This window comes from Providencia sp. CIM-Carb-044, from assembly GCF_033901115.1.
Classification (GTDB): domain Bacteria; phylum Pseudomonadota; class Gammaproteobacteria; order Enterobacterales; family Enterobacteriaceae; genus Providencia; species Providencia hangzhouensis.
Map to the genome: position 1 here is coordinate 103,507 of NZ_JAXADV010000010.1, position 15,751 is coordinate 119,257.

The following is a 15,751-nucleotide window of genomic DNA, read 5'->3' on the forward strand; positions in this document are numbered from 1 at the left end:
GATTGGACTAAAGCATGAGTGTAACTGAACAAGTCACCGAACAACGTAAAAAACTCGAAGAAGCCGTCGCGCACGCATTAGAATTTGCTAAAACACGTTGTGATGCTGCGGAAGTCGCAGTAAACAAAAGCACTGGGATTAGTGTAAGTACCCGCCAAGGGGAAGTCGAAAATGTTGAGTTTAACAGTGATGGAGCGCTAGGGATCACTGTTTATTATCAACAACGTAAAGGCAGTGCGTCTTCAACAGATTTAAGCCCTGAAGCTATTGAACGGACTGTTCAGGCGGCAATTGATATTGCTAACTATACCTCAGAAGACCCGTGTGCAGGGCCGGCAGACAAATCTTTGCTGGCTTTTGAAGCACCAGACCTCAATTTGTTTCAAGCGAGCGAACTTTCTCCTGAAGAGGCGATCCGCTTAGCGTCGATTGCGGAAATGTCAGCATTAAATGCAGACTCCCGCATTGTGAATACGGAAGGCGGTAGCTTTAATGGGCACTACGGGGTTCGTGTATTTGGTAACTCCCATGGCATGCTGCAAAGCTATTGTTCAAGCCGCTATTCGATGTCAAGTTGTGTGATTGCTGAGCAAAATGGTGAAATGGAGCGTGATTACGCTTATACGATTGGCCGTAGCTTAGGGGCATTACAGTCGCCTGAGTGGGTTGGGCAGGAGTGTGCTCGTCGTACTTTATCTCGTTTATCGCCACGTAAATTACCGACAATGAAAGCCCCTGTTATTTTTGCTGCAGAAGTGGCAACAGGCCTATTTGGTCACTTAGTTGGTGCCATTAGTGGCAGCAGTATTTACCGTAAATCTTCTTTCTTGCTCGATAGCTTAGGAAAGCAAATTTTACCAAGCTGGCTAACTATCAATGAGCAACCCCATTTAATGGGCGGGTTGGCGTCATCACCTTTTGATAGCGAAGGCGTACGCACTTGTGAGCGCAATATTGTCGAAAATGGCGTTTTGCAAACGTGGTTAATGACCAGCTATTCTGCAAGAAAATTGGGTTTACAAAGTACTGGGCATGCTGGAGGCATCCATAACTGGCGTATTGCAGGGCAAGGGCTTTCATTCGAAGCATTGCTGAAACAAATGGGAACAGGGCTAGTCGTTACTGAATTAATGGGACAAGGGGTTAGTGGTATCACTGGTGATTACTCTCGTGGGGCTTCAGGTTTTTGGGTCGAAAACGGTAAAATTCAGTATCCTGTGAGTGAGATTACCATTGCTGGTAACCTAAAAGAGATGTGGGCGAATATGGTTACTATCGCTGATGATATTGAAACTCGCAGTAATATTCAGTGTGGTTCGGTACTGATCCCAGAAATGAGTATTGCCGGGGAGTAGGTTTCTACTCTGCCCATTTAAAGGCAACAAAAAAGGCACTCAATTGAGTGCCTGAATATGTCAGAGGACTTACCTGAGTTTTTTAAATAAAACTTTTTTCGCTAAGCCTTCCTTAATTCAGCCGTTATCGTTATTAACGGTGGAACTCACCAGCCGCTTCTGGCTGATAAACGATTTCCAGTACGCGAACACGCGTTTGAACACCGTTTGGCAGTTCCCAGCTGATTTCATCGTTTACATGCAATCCCAACAAAGCTGCCCCAATCGGTGCCATAACAGACAGCTGCTCTGCACTATCTTTCAGGGACGCAGGGTAAACTAAGGTGCGTGTGCGTTCTTCGTTGCTGATTAAATCCAAAAAGCGAACGGTACTGTTCATCGTGACCACATCCGCAGGGATCTCTTGCGGGCTTAAGATATCTGCACGGTCAAGTTCATCATTGAGCGCTTCAGCAACTGGTGTGCCCGCATAAGCCGGCTGTTCCATCAGTGCATCTAAACGTTCAGCATCTAAATCATTGATAATAATTGTTGGCTTTGTCATACCACACTCCAATAGAGACATACAAAGCAAACACCCCCCACCCATAAGGTAGGGGGTGTCGCTAGAAATAAGTTTGTTTAAAATATTAGGCGCTATACGCTTTAAAGGGAAGAGATCATGATCACGATCTCTAAGCCTGCCTAGATAAAAATCTACTGATTGATATTATCAGTAGCTAGCTTGAAACTCAGCTGCTTTTCATCAGCGATATCAGCTATTCTTCATCAAACCTGTTTTCGAATAGGTTGATAATTGCGGACAAGGCCTGGTTTTCATCTGGGCCGCTAACTTCGATATCAATCTTACTGCCTTGTTCTGAGTCTAACATCAACATCGCAATAACGCTATCGGCCTCAGCCTCAATTTGATTATTATTACGCAAAATAACTCTTGAGTTAAATTGTTTAACTAAATCATAGAGTAACATAGCAGGCCTTGCATGCATTCCAAGCCGATTTTTGAGCGTTATTGTGGCTTTTACTGTCATTGCTGTTATTTGCGCTTTTCCAATGTTCTGTGGCGTGACTGCACGTTTTTACCACGGGAACGGAAATAGTCGGCAAGTTGCTCTGCGACATACACGGAACGATGTTTACCTCCCGTACAGCCAATAGCAACAGTTAAGTAGCTACGGTTATTGGTTTCTAACATCGGCAGCCATAATTCTAAATAGCTACGAGTTTGATAGATGAAGTTATGGACTTCAGTATGCCTATCCAAGAATGCAGCGACTGGCCGGTCAAGGCCTGTCATCGGGCGCAATTTCGGGTCCCAGTGTGGGTTGGGTAAAAACCGTACATCGAATACATAATCGGCATCAATAGGAATACCATGTTTGAAACCAAAGGATTCAAACACCATTGTCAGTTCACGCTCACGCTTGCCCATCAAACGTGTTCTTAGCATTTCAGCTAATTCATGAACGGACATTTCAGAAGTATCGATGACTAAATCAGCACGAGAGCGTAAAGGCTCAAGTAACTCATTTTCTTCATCTATTGCGCTCTCAAGTGAAAGATTTTTACTTGAAAGTGGGTGCAACCGACGAGTGTCACTGTAACGGCGAATAAGCGTGTTGCGGTCAGCATCTAGAAACAACAATTGAGGAGAGAAGGTTGAAGGCAATTTATCAATCGCTTCTTCGAAAATCTCTGGATTATCGGGCATATTACGCACGTCGATACTAACCGCTGCTGAAATGTTACGATCAGCCAGTGAATTCGCTAACTCCGGTAGTAATACAACCGGTAGGTTATCTACGCAATAGAAACCCATATCTTCCAGCGCACGTAAGGCAACGGATTTCCCCGAACCGGAACGGCCGCTGACTATCATCAGCACCATGAGCTTGCTCCCTTTTGTTTCCTAATAATGAGTTTCTTGAAAAGCAGTACTTGCCAATTAATATTATTTAGAAACCATAACAATATCATTTGCATATGGCAAGATACATAATTTATCACTTACTCTGTAATTATGCTGTATAGCTCTTCATCACTTTGTGCACTGCGTAGGCGTTTACAGAGCGTTTTATCGGCTAGTTTTTTGGCGATAAGCGACAACGTATGCAGGTGCGTTTTACATTGGTCAGATGGCACAAGTAAAGCGAAAAGCAAGTCCACAGGTTGATTATCAATTGCATCAAAAGCAATGGGTTCCTCTAGATGTAAAAAGACGCCGACAGCACGACTACTTTCACCTTCATTCAGCTTTCCATGAGGAATGGCAATACCACCACCAATACCTGTTGTGCCAACTTTTTCTCTGGTTAATAACGCTTCAAATACCGTATTTTCAGGTAATTCCAATTCAACGGCAGCCAGCTCACTAATAATTTCTAAAGCTCTTTTTTTACTCGTGCACACAATATTATTACGTGTACAGGCTGATGATAAAACAACGTTTAACTGGATTTCTATATCACTATTCATTTTATTGTTCACTTAGGACTACAAAACCAGATGGTGTATCCCACCATCTGGTTTGAAACATTATTCGGCTAATTAATAAGCCGCATCAATGCATTAATGTTGTCTCAGTTTTTCTTTATGTTTGGTTAATTGGCGCGACAGCTTGTCTACGAGTATATCTATAGCAGCGTACATATCATTTTCTTCCGCTGATGCGTGGAGATCCGCTCCATTAACTTGCACGGTTGCTTCAGCAATTTGCTGAACTTTTTCAACTTTCAAGACAACTTGGATACCATTAATGCGATCAAATAATTGCTCCAATTTTTTGAGTTTTTTCTCAACAGTCTCGCGCAATGCAGGAGTAACTTCAATATTGTGTCCAGTAATCTGAAATTCCATACAATCTTCCTTATTTTATCAATTAAACCAGTTGCTTACGCTGGTTAGAGGGCGGAATGGATAACGATTCTCGATACTTAGCAACAGTTCTGCGAGCGACTTGAATGCCTTGTTCTGCAAGCATACTCGTCAATTTACTGTCACTCAATGGTTTTGCTGGGTTTTCAGCAGCAACCAGTTTTTTCACCAATGCTCGAATTGCGGTTGAGGAGGCTTCGCCACCTGTGTCCGTATTGACATGGCTGGAGAAAAAATATTTCAACTCAAAAATGCCTCGTGGGCTATGGAGAAACTTTTGAGTTGTCACTCGTGAGATAGTTGATTCATGCATGTCCACTTGATAGGCGATATCGGCCAGTATCATCGGTTTCATGTGTTCCTCACCCAGCTCAAAGAATTCTTGTTGCTGTTCTACAATACAAGTCGCGACTTTTAATAGTGTTTCATGGCGGCTCTCAAGGCTTTTAATCAGCCATTTTGCATCTTGTAGATGACTACGAATATATTGAGAATCATCTTCATTTGCTGAATTGTTTAGCATCGAAGCATAATGGTTATTAATACTTAGTTTAGGGATGCTATCTGTATTTAATTCAACTTGCCAGTGCCCTGCGATTTTTTTCACTAAAACATCTGGAATAACGTATTCCGACTCCCCAGTATTGATGGATTGGCCTGGTTTTGGATTCAGCGTTAAAATTAAGTCTATCGCAGTTTTTAGAGCATCTTCTTTTAAACGAGTTAATTTCCCCAACTGACGAAAGTCACGGTTAGCCAATAAATCAATATGATTACTGATAATGAGCTTTGCATCTTGTAGCCCATCAGTTTCCTTAGGGTAGAGTGACAATTGGATTAATAAACACTCTTTTAAGTCTTGTGCTGCGACACCCAATGGGTCGAAATGCTGAATACGTTTTAGGACAGCAATGACTTCTTCAATACTAATCTCTGGGTTATCAATCCCTTCATGTATATCAGAAATGGCTGTTGTCAGGTAACCGGAATCATCTATTGAATCAATAATAGCTGTAGCTATTGCTCTGTCCGTGTCAGTAAAAGGGGTCAGTTCAGCTTGCCACGTCAGGTAATCTTGTAATGTTTGCGTAGTTTCACCTTGATAAACAGGGAGTTCATCAAAATTATAATCATTACTGGTGCCTGACGGCGTTCCTGCCGTATATATTTCATCCCAATTAGTATCTAAAGGGAGCTCATCCGGCATATCATGGTTTTCGAGCGCATCTTTGGTATCAAGCTCACTGGTATCCGCATTTTCATTCAGGGAGTCAATAGATTCAGTCTCGGGATTTAATTCTTCTTGCTCAAGCAGTGGGTTTGTTTCCAAGGCGAGTTGAATTTCTTGCTGAAGCTCAAGTGTAGACAGCTGCAACAAGCGGATAGCCTGCTGCAATTGAGGGGTCATTGCAAGTTGTTGACTGACTCTAAGCTGCAAACTTTGCTTCATGAATCTGCTTTAATCTCCCTAAAAAAATGACAACACGATAATTTATAAACGGAAACCTTCACCCAAGTATACACGTTTTACTTGCTCGTTCTCTAAGATCATGGTTGGTGACCCATGAGCAATTAAGTGCCCTTGGCTGACAATATAGGCTCTTTCACACACATCTAAGGTTTCACGCACGTTATGGTCGGTGATTAACACACCGAGGCCGTAATCCCTTAAGTGCTGAATAATTTTTTTGATATCTAAGACGGAAATAGGGTCAACACCCGCAAAAGGTTCGTCTAATAAAATAAATTTTGGGTTAGCAGCAAGTGCACGAGCAATTTCCACACGGCGGCGCTCCCCACCAGATAGCGACTGCCCCATGCTGTCGCGAAGATGGGTAATACTAAATTCTTCCATCAGTTCTTCAGCACGTTCTTTACGTTGTTGGGAACTCAAATCTTCGCGAATTTCTAACACAGCCATTAAGTTATCATAAACACTGAGGCGGCGAAAAATTGAGGCTTCTTGAGGAAGATAGCCAATTCCGCGGCGCGCACGTTCATGCAGCGGTAGAAGGCTGATATCTTCACCATCAATCATAATTTTGCCAGCGTCCCGCTGAACAATACCCACCACCATATAAAAGGTCGTTGTTTTACCGGCACCATTTGGCCCCAATAAGCCAACGATTTCACCTGATTTAACTTCCAAGCTGACATCTTCAACGACTTTACGTTTTTTATAGGCTTTAGCTAGATTTTCAGCGGTTAGTGTCGCCATAACAGTTATTTACTCTTACTTGCTGATGAATTTTTATTTGCCGCAGGGCCTTTTTCTTGCAATTGTGCCGGCAGTATCACGGTGGTGACGCGTTTACCTTTATCACTAAACGCTTCCATTTGTTGCGTTGGAACTAAATAGGTAATTTTGTCACCCTGAATATTGCTGTCTAACTGCTCAAGATAGGCATTACCTGTTAATGTGACGAGTTGTTTATCAACCTCATAACGGGCTTTGCTGGCATGGCCTTTAATCGGTTTACCATCATCCTGTAATTGGTAAAAGGTAACCGGGGTCCCAAAGGCCTCAATCACAATTTTATCCGAGTCACTACTTGGACGTGTTACAACCACTTTATTGGCTCTGATATCAATAGAACCTTGTTTAATAACAACATCATCAGTAAAGGTGGTGACGTTTTTTTCTAAATCAAGAGATTGTTTGACCGAATTAATCGTCATTGGCTGCTGCGTATCACTCTTTAATGCCATCGCAGGTAGGCTAAGAGCCAAAATTGCACTGGCAACAGCTCCTTGAATAAAACGTTTCTTAGTTACTTGATTCATTTTAATGCTCTTCTGGTTGTAACACATAATGAGTTTTTACATCTTCGATTAATTCAGCCGTTTTTGTACGAAGGTTTCCCTTCATTTTCATACCGGTAGAATTGAGACCATGTCCAATAATGGTCACTTTATCATCAGATGAAACGTCTTGTGTTGTCAAATTGACAACTGCACTCTCAGTTGTAATTCGTTGGATCTGCGACTCTTTGGTTAAGCTATCAACCTGAACATCGCTATATAAATAGAGAATTCTATCGTTCGTTAACCGTGCTTTGAAAGCCTTAACCGTCCAGGTTGGCTCGCCAGCTTCGTTATAAGTGGTTAGAACAGGTTTCGAAAACCACGTGATTTTTCCTTCAGTATAATTATCTATTTTCTCTGAAACGAGTTTATACGCTAAATTACCCGTTGGATTATAGACAAAAGTCACTGAATCATCAGTTTGATAATTAGGTTGCCCATCATTAATTACTTTATCCTCTGCACTGTCGGAATCATTACCCGCTAAATTCCAGCCGATAAGGCCTAATACTACTAAGGATAAAATAACAATTAACCACTTCTTCGCATTGCTCATGAATTCAATCTATTCGTTATATTGATAAACCTTTTGCTTCTTCCAGTTTGTCTTGAGAAAGCAAAATAAGGTCACAAAGTTCGCGGACTGCACCTTTTCCCCCACCAATACGAGTCACGTAATCAGCTCTCGGTAATAACAAAGGATGGGCATCAGCGACGGCGACGGATAAGCCTACTTTGGCCATAACAGGCCAGTCAATCAGATCGTCTCCAATATAAGCTATTTCTTCAGCTGATAATTGTAGTGTATCTAACAGTTCGTAATACGCCAAAAGCTTATCGCTTTGACCTTGGTAAAGATATGTAATGCCTAATGTTTGAGCCCTATCTTCAAGAAGTTTCGCTTTTCTTCCTGTTATGATGGCGACTTCAATACCGGAAGTTAATAAGCAGCGTATCCCATAGCCGTCACGGACATTAAAAGCTTTGAGTTCCTCGCCATTATTCCCCATATAGACCAAGCCATCTGACATGACACCATCAACATCACAGATCAGTAATTTGATTTTTTCTGCTTTATTTAAAACAGTATTGGCAACAGGGCCATAGCAGGTTTCCAAAAAGGTAGACGTCATGGTATTTCCTTATGTTATACAACACCGGCTTGTAGCAGATCATGCATATGTAGCACACCGACTAATTTATTATCATTTGCGACTAATAACGAAGTCACGTGCCGAGATTGCATTAAATTTAGTGCTTCAACCGCTAACATTGTTGGTGATACCCGAATTCCACCGGGGGTCATTAAATCAGCAATCTTAGCGTTATTTAGGTCGATTCCCATATCAAAGATACGGCGTAAATCCCCATCAGTGAAAATACCTTCAATATTCATGTCATTATCACAAATGACTGTCATCCCCAGTTTTTTACGGGTGATTTCCACTAAAGCCTCACGTAAAGACGCGCTTTTAGGAATATGGGGGATTTCATCACCCGTATTCATTAAATCACGAACGAGGAGTAAAAGTTTGCGCCCAAGTGCGCCACCTGGATGCGAAAGCGCAAAATCATTCGCCGTGAACCCGCGTGCAGTTAATAAGGCAATAGCTAATGCATCTCCCATTACAAGTGTCGCTGTTGTACTCGTGGTCGGTGCTAGCCCCAAAGGACAGGCTTCTTGAGGTACTTTGATACACAAGTGGACATCTGCATATTTTCCCATATTACTTTCAGGGTTGTTAGTCATACAGATTAAAGGCACTTTAATTCTTTTTAAAACAGGAAGTAAGGCTAAAATTTCCCCTGACTCGCCAGAATTTGAAATAGCTAACACAACATCTTTATGAGTAATCATCCCAAGGTCACCGTGGCTAGCTTCCCCTGGGTGAACAAAAAATGATGGCGTTCCTGTACTTGCTAGTGTAGCGGCAATTTTACGGCCAATATGCCCCGATTTCCCCATTCCCATTACGACGACTTTGCCTTCACAGTTAAAAATAAGCTGGCAAGCGTTGTCAAAGTCAGTATTGATATATTGTTCTAGGTTTTTTAAACCTTCGTGTTCGATATGGAGAACTTCTTTACCTACTTTCTGAAAATCGAAGTTTGACATTTCTAGTTCCATGCGTAGCTTTTAAGTTAATCGGATTAGCGAAATCAAATTGTATAACGAATACTTAGTATCAGTAAGTATTTTGTCAGTTAAGCACTTTTTAATGTTAGTTTTATACTTAATGAGTATTTTAGGGTGCTTCGATGTAGAATTTAATACGTACAAGATGGTTTTATTAGCATCTTGAACCAAAAATAGATATGCAAATTCGCGTATCCTCAAGTTAGGTAATCACAACATTCTAAGAGCTATCTGCTGTTAATAGTGATAGTTTTTGCTGACTATAAATAAATTATATTGTCTTTTCTCTGTTTCCTTTTGATAAAAACAGAGTTGTAATTCTAAAAGTCATATTTTCGACGCTATAATACTATAAATTCTATTTTGTTGTGATATTTGACGATTTTCAGTTTATCTTTCGGTAACATCTGAACGGATAAAAACATTTACGCGTGGTGTATAACGAGTTATTTAACATGCAAGCACAGACAGACAACTTAATTGAAGTACGGAACATGTCCTTTACTCGAGGAAATCGGAAAATATTTGAGAATATTAATCTGACCGTTCCCCGTGGAAAAATTACGGCAATTATGGGGCCGTCAGGGATTGGTAAAACCACATTACTGCGCTTGATTGGGGGCCAATTACGGCCAAACGAAGGTGAAATTTGGTTTGATGGTGACAATATTCCAACACTGTCACGCTCAAAGCTATATCAGTCCCGTAAAAAGATGAGCATGCTGTTTCAATCAGGGGCGCTATTTACGGATATGAACGTATTCAATAATGTGGCTTTCCCTCTACGTGAGCATACGAATTTGCCAGAATCGCTGATTCACACCACGGTAATGATGAAATTAGAGGCGGTTGGTTTACGTGGCGCCGCAAAATTAATGCCATCCGAATTGTCAGGTGGTATGGCACGGCGTGCTGCATTAGCGCGTGCTATCGCACTTGACCCAGATTTAATCATGTTTGATGAACCTTTTGTCGGTCAAGACCCGATTACTATGGGGGTTTTGGTTAAATTGATTGATGAGCTTAATCAAGCACTGGGTGTGACCTGTGTCGTGGTTTCCCATGATGTTCCAGAAGTATTGAGCATCGCAGATAATGCTTATATTGTTGCACAGCAGCACGTCATTGCTCAGGGAACAGGCGAGGAATTACGTGAAAACCAAGACCCTCGTGTGCGACAATTTCTTGATGGTATTGCGGATGGGCCTGTTCCATTCCGTTTTCCCGCCAATGATTATCTAGCTGATTTATTAGGGTAAAATAAGATGATAATAAAGGCGATAGCAGCCTTCGGACGCCGATGGATTGATATATTTTCCGCGTTTGGTCGAGCAGGTTACATGCTGTTTCGCGCCTTACTCGGCAAACCAGAGTTTCGTAAACAATGGCCATTATTGATGAAGCAATTGTACGCCATTGGTGTGCAGTCATTGCTGATCATCGCTGTCTCAGGGTTATTTATTGGGATGGTTTTAGGGTTACAAGGTTATTTGGTTCTCACTACGTTTAGTGCTGAAGCTAGCTTAGGTATGATGGTGGCACTTTCACTATTACGTGAATTAGGCCCTGTTGTGACCGCCTTGTTGTTTGCTGGACGAGCGGGTTCTGCATTAACAGCTGAAATTGGCTTAATGAAAGCGACTGAACAAATTTCTAGCCTTGAAATGATGGCAGTTGACCCGCTTAGGCGTGTGATAGCCCCACGGTTTTGGGCTGGTTTTATTAGTATGCCGTTGTTATCTCTTATTTTTGTTGCTGTCGGTATTTTAGGTGGCGCACTAGTTGGGGTTGACTGGAAGGGGATTGATGAGGGCTTTTTCTGGGCTTCAATGCAATCTTCCGTCGATTGGCGGCTAGATTTAGTCAACTGTGTGATTAAAAGCTTAGTCTTTGCTATCACAGTGACTTGGATCGCATTATTTAATGGCTATGATGCCATCCCAACTTCGGAGGGGATAAGCCAAGCTACAACAAGAACAGTTGTGCATGCGTCATTGTCTGTTTTAGGACTGGATTTCGTACTTACCGCACTGATGTTTGGGAACTAAGTCATGCAAAGTAAAAAAAGTGAAATATGGGTTGGTTGTTTTATGTTGCTGGCGATTGCCGCAATTATCTTTTTATGTTTAAAAGTCGCTGATTTAAAATCGATAGGAAGCCAATCCACCTATCAAATCTCAGCCTCTTTTGAAAATATTGGTGGCTTAAAAGAAGGCTCACCAATTAAAGTTGGTGGTGTGGTGGTTGGCCGCGTTGCCAGTATCACACTAGATAAAAAGAATTATGTTCCTGAAGTTAAAATTGATTTATTGAGTGAATACGACAATATTCCTGATTCAAGCTCGCTGTCAATTCGCACGTCAGGTTTGTTGGGTGAACAGTATATTGCAATGAATATCGGCCCAGATGATGAAGAATTAGGTATAGCAATCTTAAAAAATGGCGGGCGTCTTGAAGATACTAAGCCAGCTATGGTATTAGAAGACTTAATTGGCCAGTTTTTATATAAAAGTGGTGATAGCCAAGGTGCAGAGCCAGAGTCAACTGCACAGTAATTTGATGCTCCCTTTGAAGAATAAAGGAATGAATTATGTTTAAACGTTTAATGATGGTTGCTATGTTGGCAATTGCGCCATTTGCCATGGCAGTAGACCAAACCAACCCTTATAAATTAATGGATGAAGCGGCGGCGAAAACGTTTAACCGCTTGAAATCAGAGCAACCTAAAATTAAGCAAGACCCTGAGTACCTTAGAACAATTGTTCGTGAGGAATTATTACCTTATGTACAAGTTAAATATGCAGGGGCTTTGGTGTTAGGAACCTATTATAAAGGGGCAACTCCAGCACAGCGTGAGGCTTATTTCAAAGCGTTTGAAGATTACCTTGAGCAAGTTTATGGTCAAGCATTGGCCATGTACCATGGTCAAACGTATCAAATAGCACCAGAGCAACCGTTGGGAGATAAAAACATTGTTGCTATTCGTGTGACTATTGTTGATACCAACGGCCGCCCTCCCGTACGTTTAGATTTCCAATGGCGTAAAAATAGTAAAACTGGCTACTGGCAAGCTTACGACATGATTGCAGAAGGTGTGAGTATGATCACAACTAAGCAAAATGAATGGGGTGATATTCTACGTAAGCAAGGTGTTGATGGCTTAACAAAACAGTTGGAAATCAGTGCAAAAGCACCTATTACTTTAGAAGAGAATAAGTAATATGAGTCAGTTGTTAGCATGGGAACTCATTGAAACAACGCTATATTTCAACGGGACATTAGACCGTGATTCGCTCATGTCGTTTTGGAATAAAAAAGAGTCATCGCTAGAACATACTGAAAGTATAGATGTTTCTGGTCTTAAACATGTGGACTCAACAGGGTTGGCGATGCTCGTTCGCTTAAAAGGTGAATTCCAAGCTAAAAACCGTTCACTGAATATTACTGGTGTCAGTGATAACTTGAAGACATTGATTGAGCTATACGGGGTTCAAGAGGTTATCCTCAATTAGGTTAAATATCCTAAATTGGGTCAAGTTATGTAAAAATGAGCGCCTCTATGTGCTTTTCGGCACGAGAGGCGTTTTCTTTGGTTTAAGTGTTAAGCCTAATCCTTTAGGATAGAGGATTAAGCTCTGGCTGTTCTTATTGCGATGTTTCTGTATGCAACGCATGCAATTTGCACTATTTAGAGTAAAATTATAAATCACAAATAATTAATAAATTGAGTCATTATGGATACCAACGAAATTAAGCAAGTATTGATGGAAAAATTGTCTCTGAATGAGGCTATTGTTACTGGTGATGGTAGCCACTTTCAGGTTATTGCTGTCGGTGACATGTTTGACGGCATGAGCCGTGTTAAGCAACAGCAAGCAATTTATGCACCTTTAATGGAGTATATTGCGGATAACCGCATTCATGCTTTGTCTATTAAAGCGTACACCCCTGCGCAATGGGAGCGCGATCGTAAACTTAGTGGCCTTTGATTTCAAAGCCTAAGCGAACAGACTGTAAAATTCGACATACGAGAATACTTGAATGGATAAGTTTTTAGTTAAAGGACCAACCCGCTTAGAGGGTGAGGTCACGATATCTGGCGCAAAAAATGCGGCATTACCAATTCTGTTCGCTGCTCTGTTGGCTGAAGAGCCAGTAGAAATACAGAATGTCCCTCATTTGAGGGATATTGACACAACGATTAAATTATTAAATCAACTTGGTACTAAAGTAAAACGCAATGGCTCAGTATATGTCGATGCAAGCACGGTAACGACATACTGCGCGCCTTATGACCTCGTTAAAACCATGCGTGCATCCATTTGGGCTTTAGCGCCATTGGTTGCCCGTTTTGGTCATGGTGAAGTCTCTTTACCAGGTGGTTGTGCTATCGGTGCTCGCCCTGTTGATTTACATATTTCTGGTTTAGAGCAATTAGGCGCAAAGATTGCTTTAGAAGATGGTTATGTGAAAGCAACGGTTGATGGTCGCTTAAAAGGTGCTTGCATTGTGATGGATAAAGTCAGTGTGGGGGCGACAGTCTCTATTATGACAGCGGCAACCTTAGCTGAAGGAACCACAATAATTGAAAATGCGGCACGTGAACCTGAAATTGAAGATACTGCTAACTTCCTAAATACCCTAGGTGCAAAAATCACTGGGGCAGGGACTGACCGCATTGTAATTGAAGGTGTTGAACGTTTAGGTGGTGGAGTTTATAAAGTACTGCCTGACCGTATTGAAACGGGAACATTCTTGATTGCTGCTGCGGTTTCACGCGGTAAAGTCATCTGCCGTAATGCTCGCCCAGATACACTGGATGCGGTGCTAGCTAAATTGCGTGAAGCTGGGGCTAAAATTGAAATCGGTGGTGACTGGATTAGCCTAGATATGGAAGGCAAGCGTCCAAAAGCGGTGACATTACGTACAGCACCACACCCAGGGTTCCCAACTGATATGCAAGCACAGTTTAGCTTACTTAATCTTGTTGCTGATGGGGCGGGGATGATCACTGAAACGATTTTTGAGAATCGTTTTATGCATATCCCTGAGCTGATCCGTATGGGAGCTCATGCTGAAATTGAAAGCAATACTGTGTTATGTCACGGTGTTGAAAAATTAACTAGTGCGCAGGTAATGGCAACAGATTTACGAGCATCTGCAAGTTTAGTTATTGCGGGCTGCATTGCTGAAGGGACAACGACAGTTGACCGTATTTATCATATTGACCGTGGTTATGAGCACATCGAAGATAAGCTACGTGGTTTAGGTGCTGATATTCAGCGCGTACATTCAGATGATTAATGCATTGGTAGGGTGAATGGGGCTCCTCCATTCAGCGAATCAAAAAAGGTTGTTCGATATCGAGCAACCTTTTTTTACGAAAGAGTATTTATCAATGATTATCCTGCCTGCTCATCAGGAATTTCTTCAATAATCACATCAATATTTTTAATTTCGCCATCTCGTAAGATTTGCACTGCGGTCTTGCTTCCAGGGCGAATTTCTGCGACTAGATCCATAGTTTCTGCGGCTGAAATGGCAGGTTTGCCATCAACCGATAAAATAATATCCCCTTGTAGTATGCCCGCTTTAGCTGCTGGCCCATTTGGGGCAACTTGGAAAACCCGCAAGCCTTGTATTTGGTTAATATTATTGTTATTTGACCTAATTTGAGGCAGTTCACGCGCCGTAATACCAATATAACCACGGATCACTCGGCCATCACGGATTAGCTTATCCATGATTTTAGTGGCAAGGGCGGTTGGAATGGCAAAGCTTAACCCCTCAGAACTAATGCCTTGGCCTGCTGTGAAAGAAAGTGTGTTAATGCCAACTAACTCCCCCTCGGTATTAATTAATGCCCCGCCAGAGTTACCCGAGTTGATTGAGGCATCGGTTTGCAGGAAATTTTGCCGACGGGTAGAGCTTAACCCTACGCGACCCGTTGCACTGATAATCCCCTGAGTAACGGTTTGGCCTATGTTATATGGGTTACCAATAGCGAGTACGACATCACCAACATGAGTGACTCGTTGCGTATTAATTGGAATAACGGGTAGGTTATCAGCGTCAATTTTCAGTACGGCGAGATCAGTCAATGGGTCCGAGCCAACCAGTAAGGCATCAAAAATAGCACCATCTTGTAAAGCGACTAAGATTTGGTCTGGGTTATCAACGACGTGTTTATTCGTGATAATGTAGCCATTTGGGCTCATGATCACACCCGAACCAAGGGATTTTAATTCACGCCCTGACTGGGAAAAACTACCTTTTGAGCTACTGTAAACATAGACTACCGCAGGCGCAGCACGGCGTACTGCTTTATTATAACTGACGGGCTCGCTATTTGTTTTACCATATAATAAGTCGGCTAAACCTTGGGGGCGCAACGAAGGAACCGCAACGATAATAATCAATGCAGTCAACAGGCCAAGCATGACAGATAAGGTTAGCTTCTTCACCATAGGATATAGAATATTTAGTTATTGCTTAAACATGTTCAGAGCATAACATAAAAAAACAGGTACAGCAGAGTGATACTGTACCTGTTTTGTTGATTTTCAGATGGTTTTTGATG

At 41.9% G+C, this 15,751-nt stretch carries 20 protein-coding genes; 8 read left to right on the forward strand and 12 right to left on the reverse strand.

The features are described 5' to 3' along the window. Positions 1 to 14 precede the first annotated feature (14 nt). Complete coding sequence (gene pmbA, locus SJ312_RS17610; RefSeq protein WP_319868151.1) at positions 15 to 1,355, forward strand: metalloprotease PmbA; 1,341 nt, start codon at positions 15 to 17, stop codon at positions 1,353 to 1,355. 133 nt (positions 1,356 to 1,488) lie between these two features. On the opposite strand, the gene rnk is transcribed toward pmbA, so the two are convergent. The 11 genes from rnk to kdsD form a co-directional block, all read right to left on the reverse strand. Then, positions 1,489 to 1,899, reverse strand: coding sequence for a nucleoside diphosphate kinase regulator (rnk, locus tag SJ312_RS17615; protein WP_004908251.1), 411 nt, complete (start codon positions 1,897 to 1,899; stop codon positions 1,489 to 1,491). Between the two features lie 214 nt (positions 1,900 to 2,113). Next, positions 2,114 to 2,386 (reverse strand): PTS phosphocarrier protein NPr, encoded by a 273-nt coding sequence (gene npr, locus SJ312_RS17620; protein ID WP_004258320.1) that lies wholly within the window; start codon positions 2,384 to 2,386, stop codon positions 2,114 to 2,116. 5 nt (positions 2,387 to 2,391) lie between these two features. After that, positions 2,392 to 3,243 (reverse strand): RNase adapter RapZ, encoded by an 852-nt coding sequence (gene rapZ / locus SJ312_RS17625; RefSeq protein ID WP_004258318.1) that lies wholly within the window; start codon positions 3,241 to 3,243, stop codon positions 2,392 to 2,394. 119 nt (positions 3,244 to 3,362) lie between these two features. Then, entirely contained in the window at positions 3,363 to 3,830 is a 468-nt protein-coding gene (gene ptsN, locus SJ312_RS17630) for a PTS IIA-like nitrogen regulatory protein PtsN (protein ID WP_004258311.1), read from the reverse strand. Between the two features lie 93 nt (positions 3,831 to 3,923). Further along, positions 3,924 to 4,211: a ribosome hibernation promoting factor gene (hpf, locus tag SJ312_RS17635; protein WP_004258306.1), complete on the reverse strand. Its 288-nt coding sequence runs from the start codon at positions 4,209 to 4,211 to the stop codon at positions 3,924 to 3,926. A gap of 22 nt (positions 4,212 to 4,233) precedes the next feature. Then, positions 4,234 to 5,679 (reverse strand): RNA polymerase factor sigma-54, encoded by a 1,446-nt coding sequence (gene rpoN / locus SJ312_RS17640; RefSeq protein ID WP_004258305.1) that lies wholly within the window; start codon positions 5,677 to 5,679, stop codon positions 4,234 to 4,236. 42 nt (positions 5,680 to 5,721) lie between these two features. Further along, complete coding sequence (gene lptB / locus SJ312_RS17645) at positions 5,722 to 6,447, reverse strand: LPS export ABC transporter ATP-binding protein (RefSeq protein ID WP_004908261.1); 726 nt, start codon at positions 6,445 to 6,447, stop codon at positions 5,722 to 5,724. A gap of 5 nt (positions 6,448 to 6,452) precedes the next feature. After that, a complete protein-coding gene (lptA, locus tag SJ312_RS17650; RefSeq protein ID WP_004908264.1) occupies positions 6,453 to 7,013 on the reverse strand; it encodes a lipopolysaccharide ABC transporter substrate-binding protein LptA in 561 nt (186 codons plus the stop codon). 1 nt (position 7,014) lies between these two features. After that, complete coding sequence (gene lptC, locus SJ312_RS17655; protein WP_004258294.1) at positions 7,015 to 7,590, reverse strand: LPS export ABC transporter periplasmic protein LptC; 576 nt, start codon at positions 7,588 to 7,590, stop codon at positions 7,015 to 7,017. Positions 7,591 to 7,606: 16 nt separating this feature from the next. Further along, the gene (gene kdsC, locus SJ312_RS17660) at positions 7,607 to 8,167 is read right to left on the reverse strand and encodes a 3-deoxy-manno-octulosonate-8-phosphatase KdsC (protein WP_004258291.1); all 561 of its coding nucleotides are present in this window, start codon (positions 8,165 to 8,167) and stop codon (positions 7,607 to 7,609) included. A 14-nt stretch (positions 8,168 to 8,181) separates the two neighbouring features. Further along, a complete protein-coding gene (gene kdsD, locus SJ312_RS17665; protein ID WP_319868152.1) occupies positions 8,182 to 9,150 on the reverse strand; it encodes an arabinose-5-phosphate isomerase KdsD in 969 nt (322 codons plus the stop codon). A gap of 476 nt (positions 9,151 to 9,626) precedes the next feature. On the opposite strand from kdsD, the gene mlaF reads away from it, so the two are divergent. From mlaF to murA, 7 genes are all read left to right on the forward strand, one after another. After that, the gene (gene mlaF, locus SJ312_RS17670; protein WP_004258281.1) at positions 9,627 to 10,430 is read left to right on the forward strand and encodes a phospholipid ABC transporter ATP-binding protein MlaF; all 804 of its coding nucleotides are present in this window, start codon (positions 9,627 to 9,629) and stop codon (positions 10,428 to 10,430) included. Positions 10,431 to 10,436: 6 nt separating this feature from the next. Next, on the forward strand, positions 10,437 to 11,219 hold the full coding sequence (gene mlaE / locus SJ312_RS17675; protein ID WP_004258277.1) for a lipid asymmetry maintenance ABC transporter permease subunit MlaE: 783 nt from the start codon (positions 10,437 to 10,439) through the stop codon (positions 11,217 to 11,219). 3 nt (positions 11,220 to 11,222) lie between these two features. Continuing rightward, entirely contained in the window at positions 11,223 to 11,726 is a 504-nt protein-coding gene (mlaD, locus tag SJ312_RS17680; RefSeq protein ID WP_004258272.1) for an outer membrane lipid asymmetry maintenance protein MlaD, read from the forward strand. Positions 11,727 to 11,761: 35 nt separating this feature from the next. Next, the gene (gene mlaC, locus SJ312_RS17685; protein ID WP_004258271.1) at positions 11,762 to 12,391 is read left to right on the forward strand and encodes a phospholipid-binding protein MlaC; all 630 of its coding nucleotides are present in this window, start codon (positions 11,762 to 11,764) and stop codon (positions 12,389 to 12,391) included. 1 nt (position 12,392) lies between these two features. After that, complete coding sequence (gene mlaB, locus SJ312_RS17690; protein ID WP_004258270.1) at positions 12,393 to 12,683, forward strand: lipid asymmetry maintenance protein MlaB; 291 nt, start codon at positions 12,393 to 12,395, stop codon at positions 12,681 to 12,683. Between the two features lie 222 nt (positions 12,684 to 12,905). Continuing rightward, positions 12,906 to 13,160: a BolA family iron metabolism protein IbaG gene (ibaG, locus tag SJ312_RS17695; protein ID WP_004258269.1), complete on the forward strand. Its 255-nt coding sequence runs from the start codon at positions 12,906 to 12,908 to the stop codon at positions 13,158 to 13,160. 52 nt (positions 13,161 to 13,212) lie between these two features. Then, complete coding sequence (gene murA, locus SJ312_RS17700; protein WP_096864408.1) at positions 13,213 to 14,475, forward strand: UDP-N-acetylglucosamine 1-carboxyvinyltransferase; 1,263 nt, start codon at positions 13,213 to 13,215, stop codon at positions 14,473 to 14,475. A 98-nt stretch (positions 14,476 to 14,573) separates the two neighbouring features. Here the strand turns inward: murA and degS are convergent, their stop codons facing one another. Further along, positions 14,574 to 15,638 (reverse strand): outer membrane-stress sensor serine endopeptidase DegS, encoded by a 1,065-nt coding sequence (gene degS / locus SJ312_RS17705; RefSeq protein ID WP_004258255.1) that lies wholly within the window; start codon positions 15,636 to 15,638, stop codon positions 14,574 to 14,576. Between the last annotated feature and the right edge of the window lie 113 nt (positions 15,639 to 15,751).

Bases quoted from the DNA above. Each gene is read 5' to 3' on its own strand.
- pmbA (WP_319868151.1), top strand. From the start codon at position 15: ATGAGTGTAACTGAACAAGTCACCGAACAACGTAAAAAACTCGAAGAA.
- rnk (WP_004908251.1), bottom strand. From the start codon at position 1,899: ATGACAAAGCCAACAATTATTATCAATGATTTAGATGCTGAACGTTTA.
- npr (WP_004258320.1), bottom strand. From the start codon at position 2,386: ATGACAGTAAAAGCCACAATAACGCTCAAAAATCGGCTTGGAATGCAT.
- rapZ (WP_004258318.1), bottom strand. From the start codon at position 3,243: ATGGTGCTGATGATAGTCAGCGGCCGTTCCGGTTCGGGGAAATCCGTT.
- ptsN (WP_004258311.1), bottom strand. From the start codon at position 3,830: ATGAATAGTGATATAGAAATCCAGTTAAACGTTGTTTTATCATCAGCC.
- hpf (WP_004258306.1), bottom strand. From the start codon at position 4,211: ATGGAATTTCAGATTACTGGACACAATATTGAAGTTACTCCTGCATTG.
- rpoN (WP_004258305.1), bottom strand. From the start codon at position 5,679: ATGAAGCAAAGTTTGCAGCTTAGAGTCAGTCAACAACTTGCAATGACC.
- lptB (WP_004908261.1), bottom strand. From the start codon at position 6,447: ATGGCGACACTAACCGCTGAAAATCTAGCTAAAGCCTATAAAAAACGT.
- lptA (WP_004908264.1), bottom strand. From the start codon at position 7,013: ATGAATCAAGTAACTAAGAAACGTTTTATTCAAGGAGCTGTTGCCAGT.
- lptC (WP_004258294.1), bottom strand. From the start codon at position 7,590: ATGAGCAATGCGAAGAAGTGGTTAATTGTTATTTTATCCTTAGTAGTA.
- kdsC (WP_004258291.1), bottom strand. From the start codon at position 8,167: ATGACGTCTACCTTTTTGGAAACCTGCTATGGCCCTGTTGCCAATACT.
- kdsD (WP_319868152.1), bottom strand. From the start codon at position 9,150: ATGTCAAACTTCGATTTTCAGAAAGTAGGTAAAGAAGTTCTCCATATC.
- mlaF (WP_004258281.1), top strand. From the start codon at position 9,627: ATGCAAGCACAGACAGACAACTTAATTGAAGTACGGAACATGTCCTTT.
- mlaE (WP_004258277.1), top strand. From the start codon at position 10,437: ATGATAATAAAGGCGATAGCAGCCTTCGGACGCCGATGGATTGATATA.
- mlaD (WP_004258272.1), top strand. From the start codon at position 11,223: ATGCAAAGTAAAAAAAGTGAAATATGGGTTGGTTGTTTTATGTTGCTG.
- mlaC (WP_004258271.1), top strand. From the start codon at position 11,762: ATGTTTAAACGTTTAATGATGGTTGCTATGTTGGCAATTGCGCCATTT.
- mlaB (WP_004258270.1), top strand. From the start codon at position 12,393: ATGAGTCAGTTGTTAGCATGGGAACTCATTGAAACAACGCTATATTTC.
- ibaG (WP_004258269.1), top strand. From the start codon at position 12,906: ATGGATACCAACGAAATTAAGCAAGTATTGATGGAAAAATTGTCTCTG.
- murA (WP_096864408.1), top strand. From the start codon at position 13,213: ATGGATAAGTTTTTAGTTAAAGGACCAACCCGCTTAGAGGGTGAGGTC.
- degS (WP_004258255.1), bottom strand. From the start codon at position 15,638: ATGGTGAAGAAGCTAACCTTATCTGTCATGCTTGGCCTGTTGACTGCA.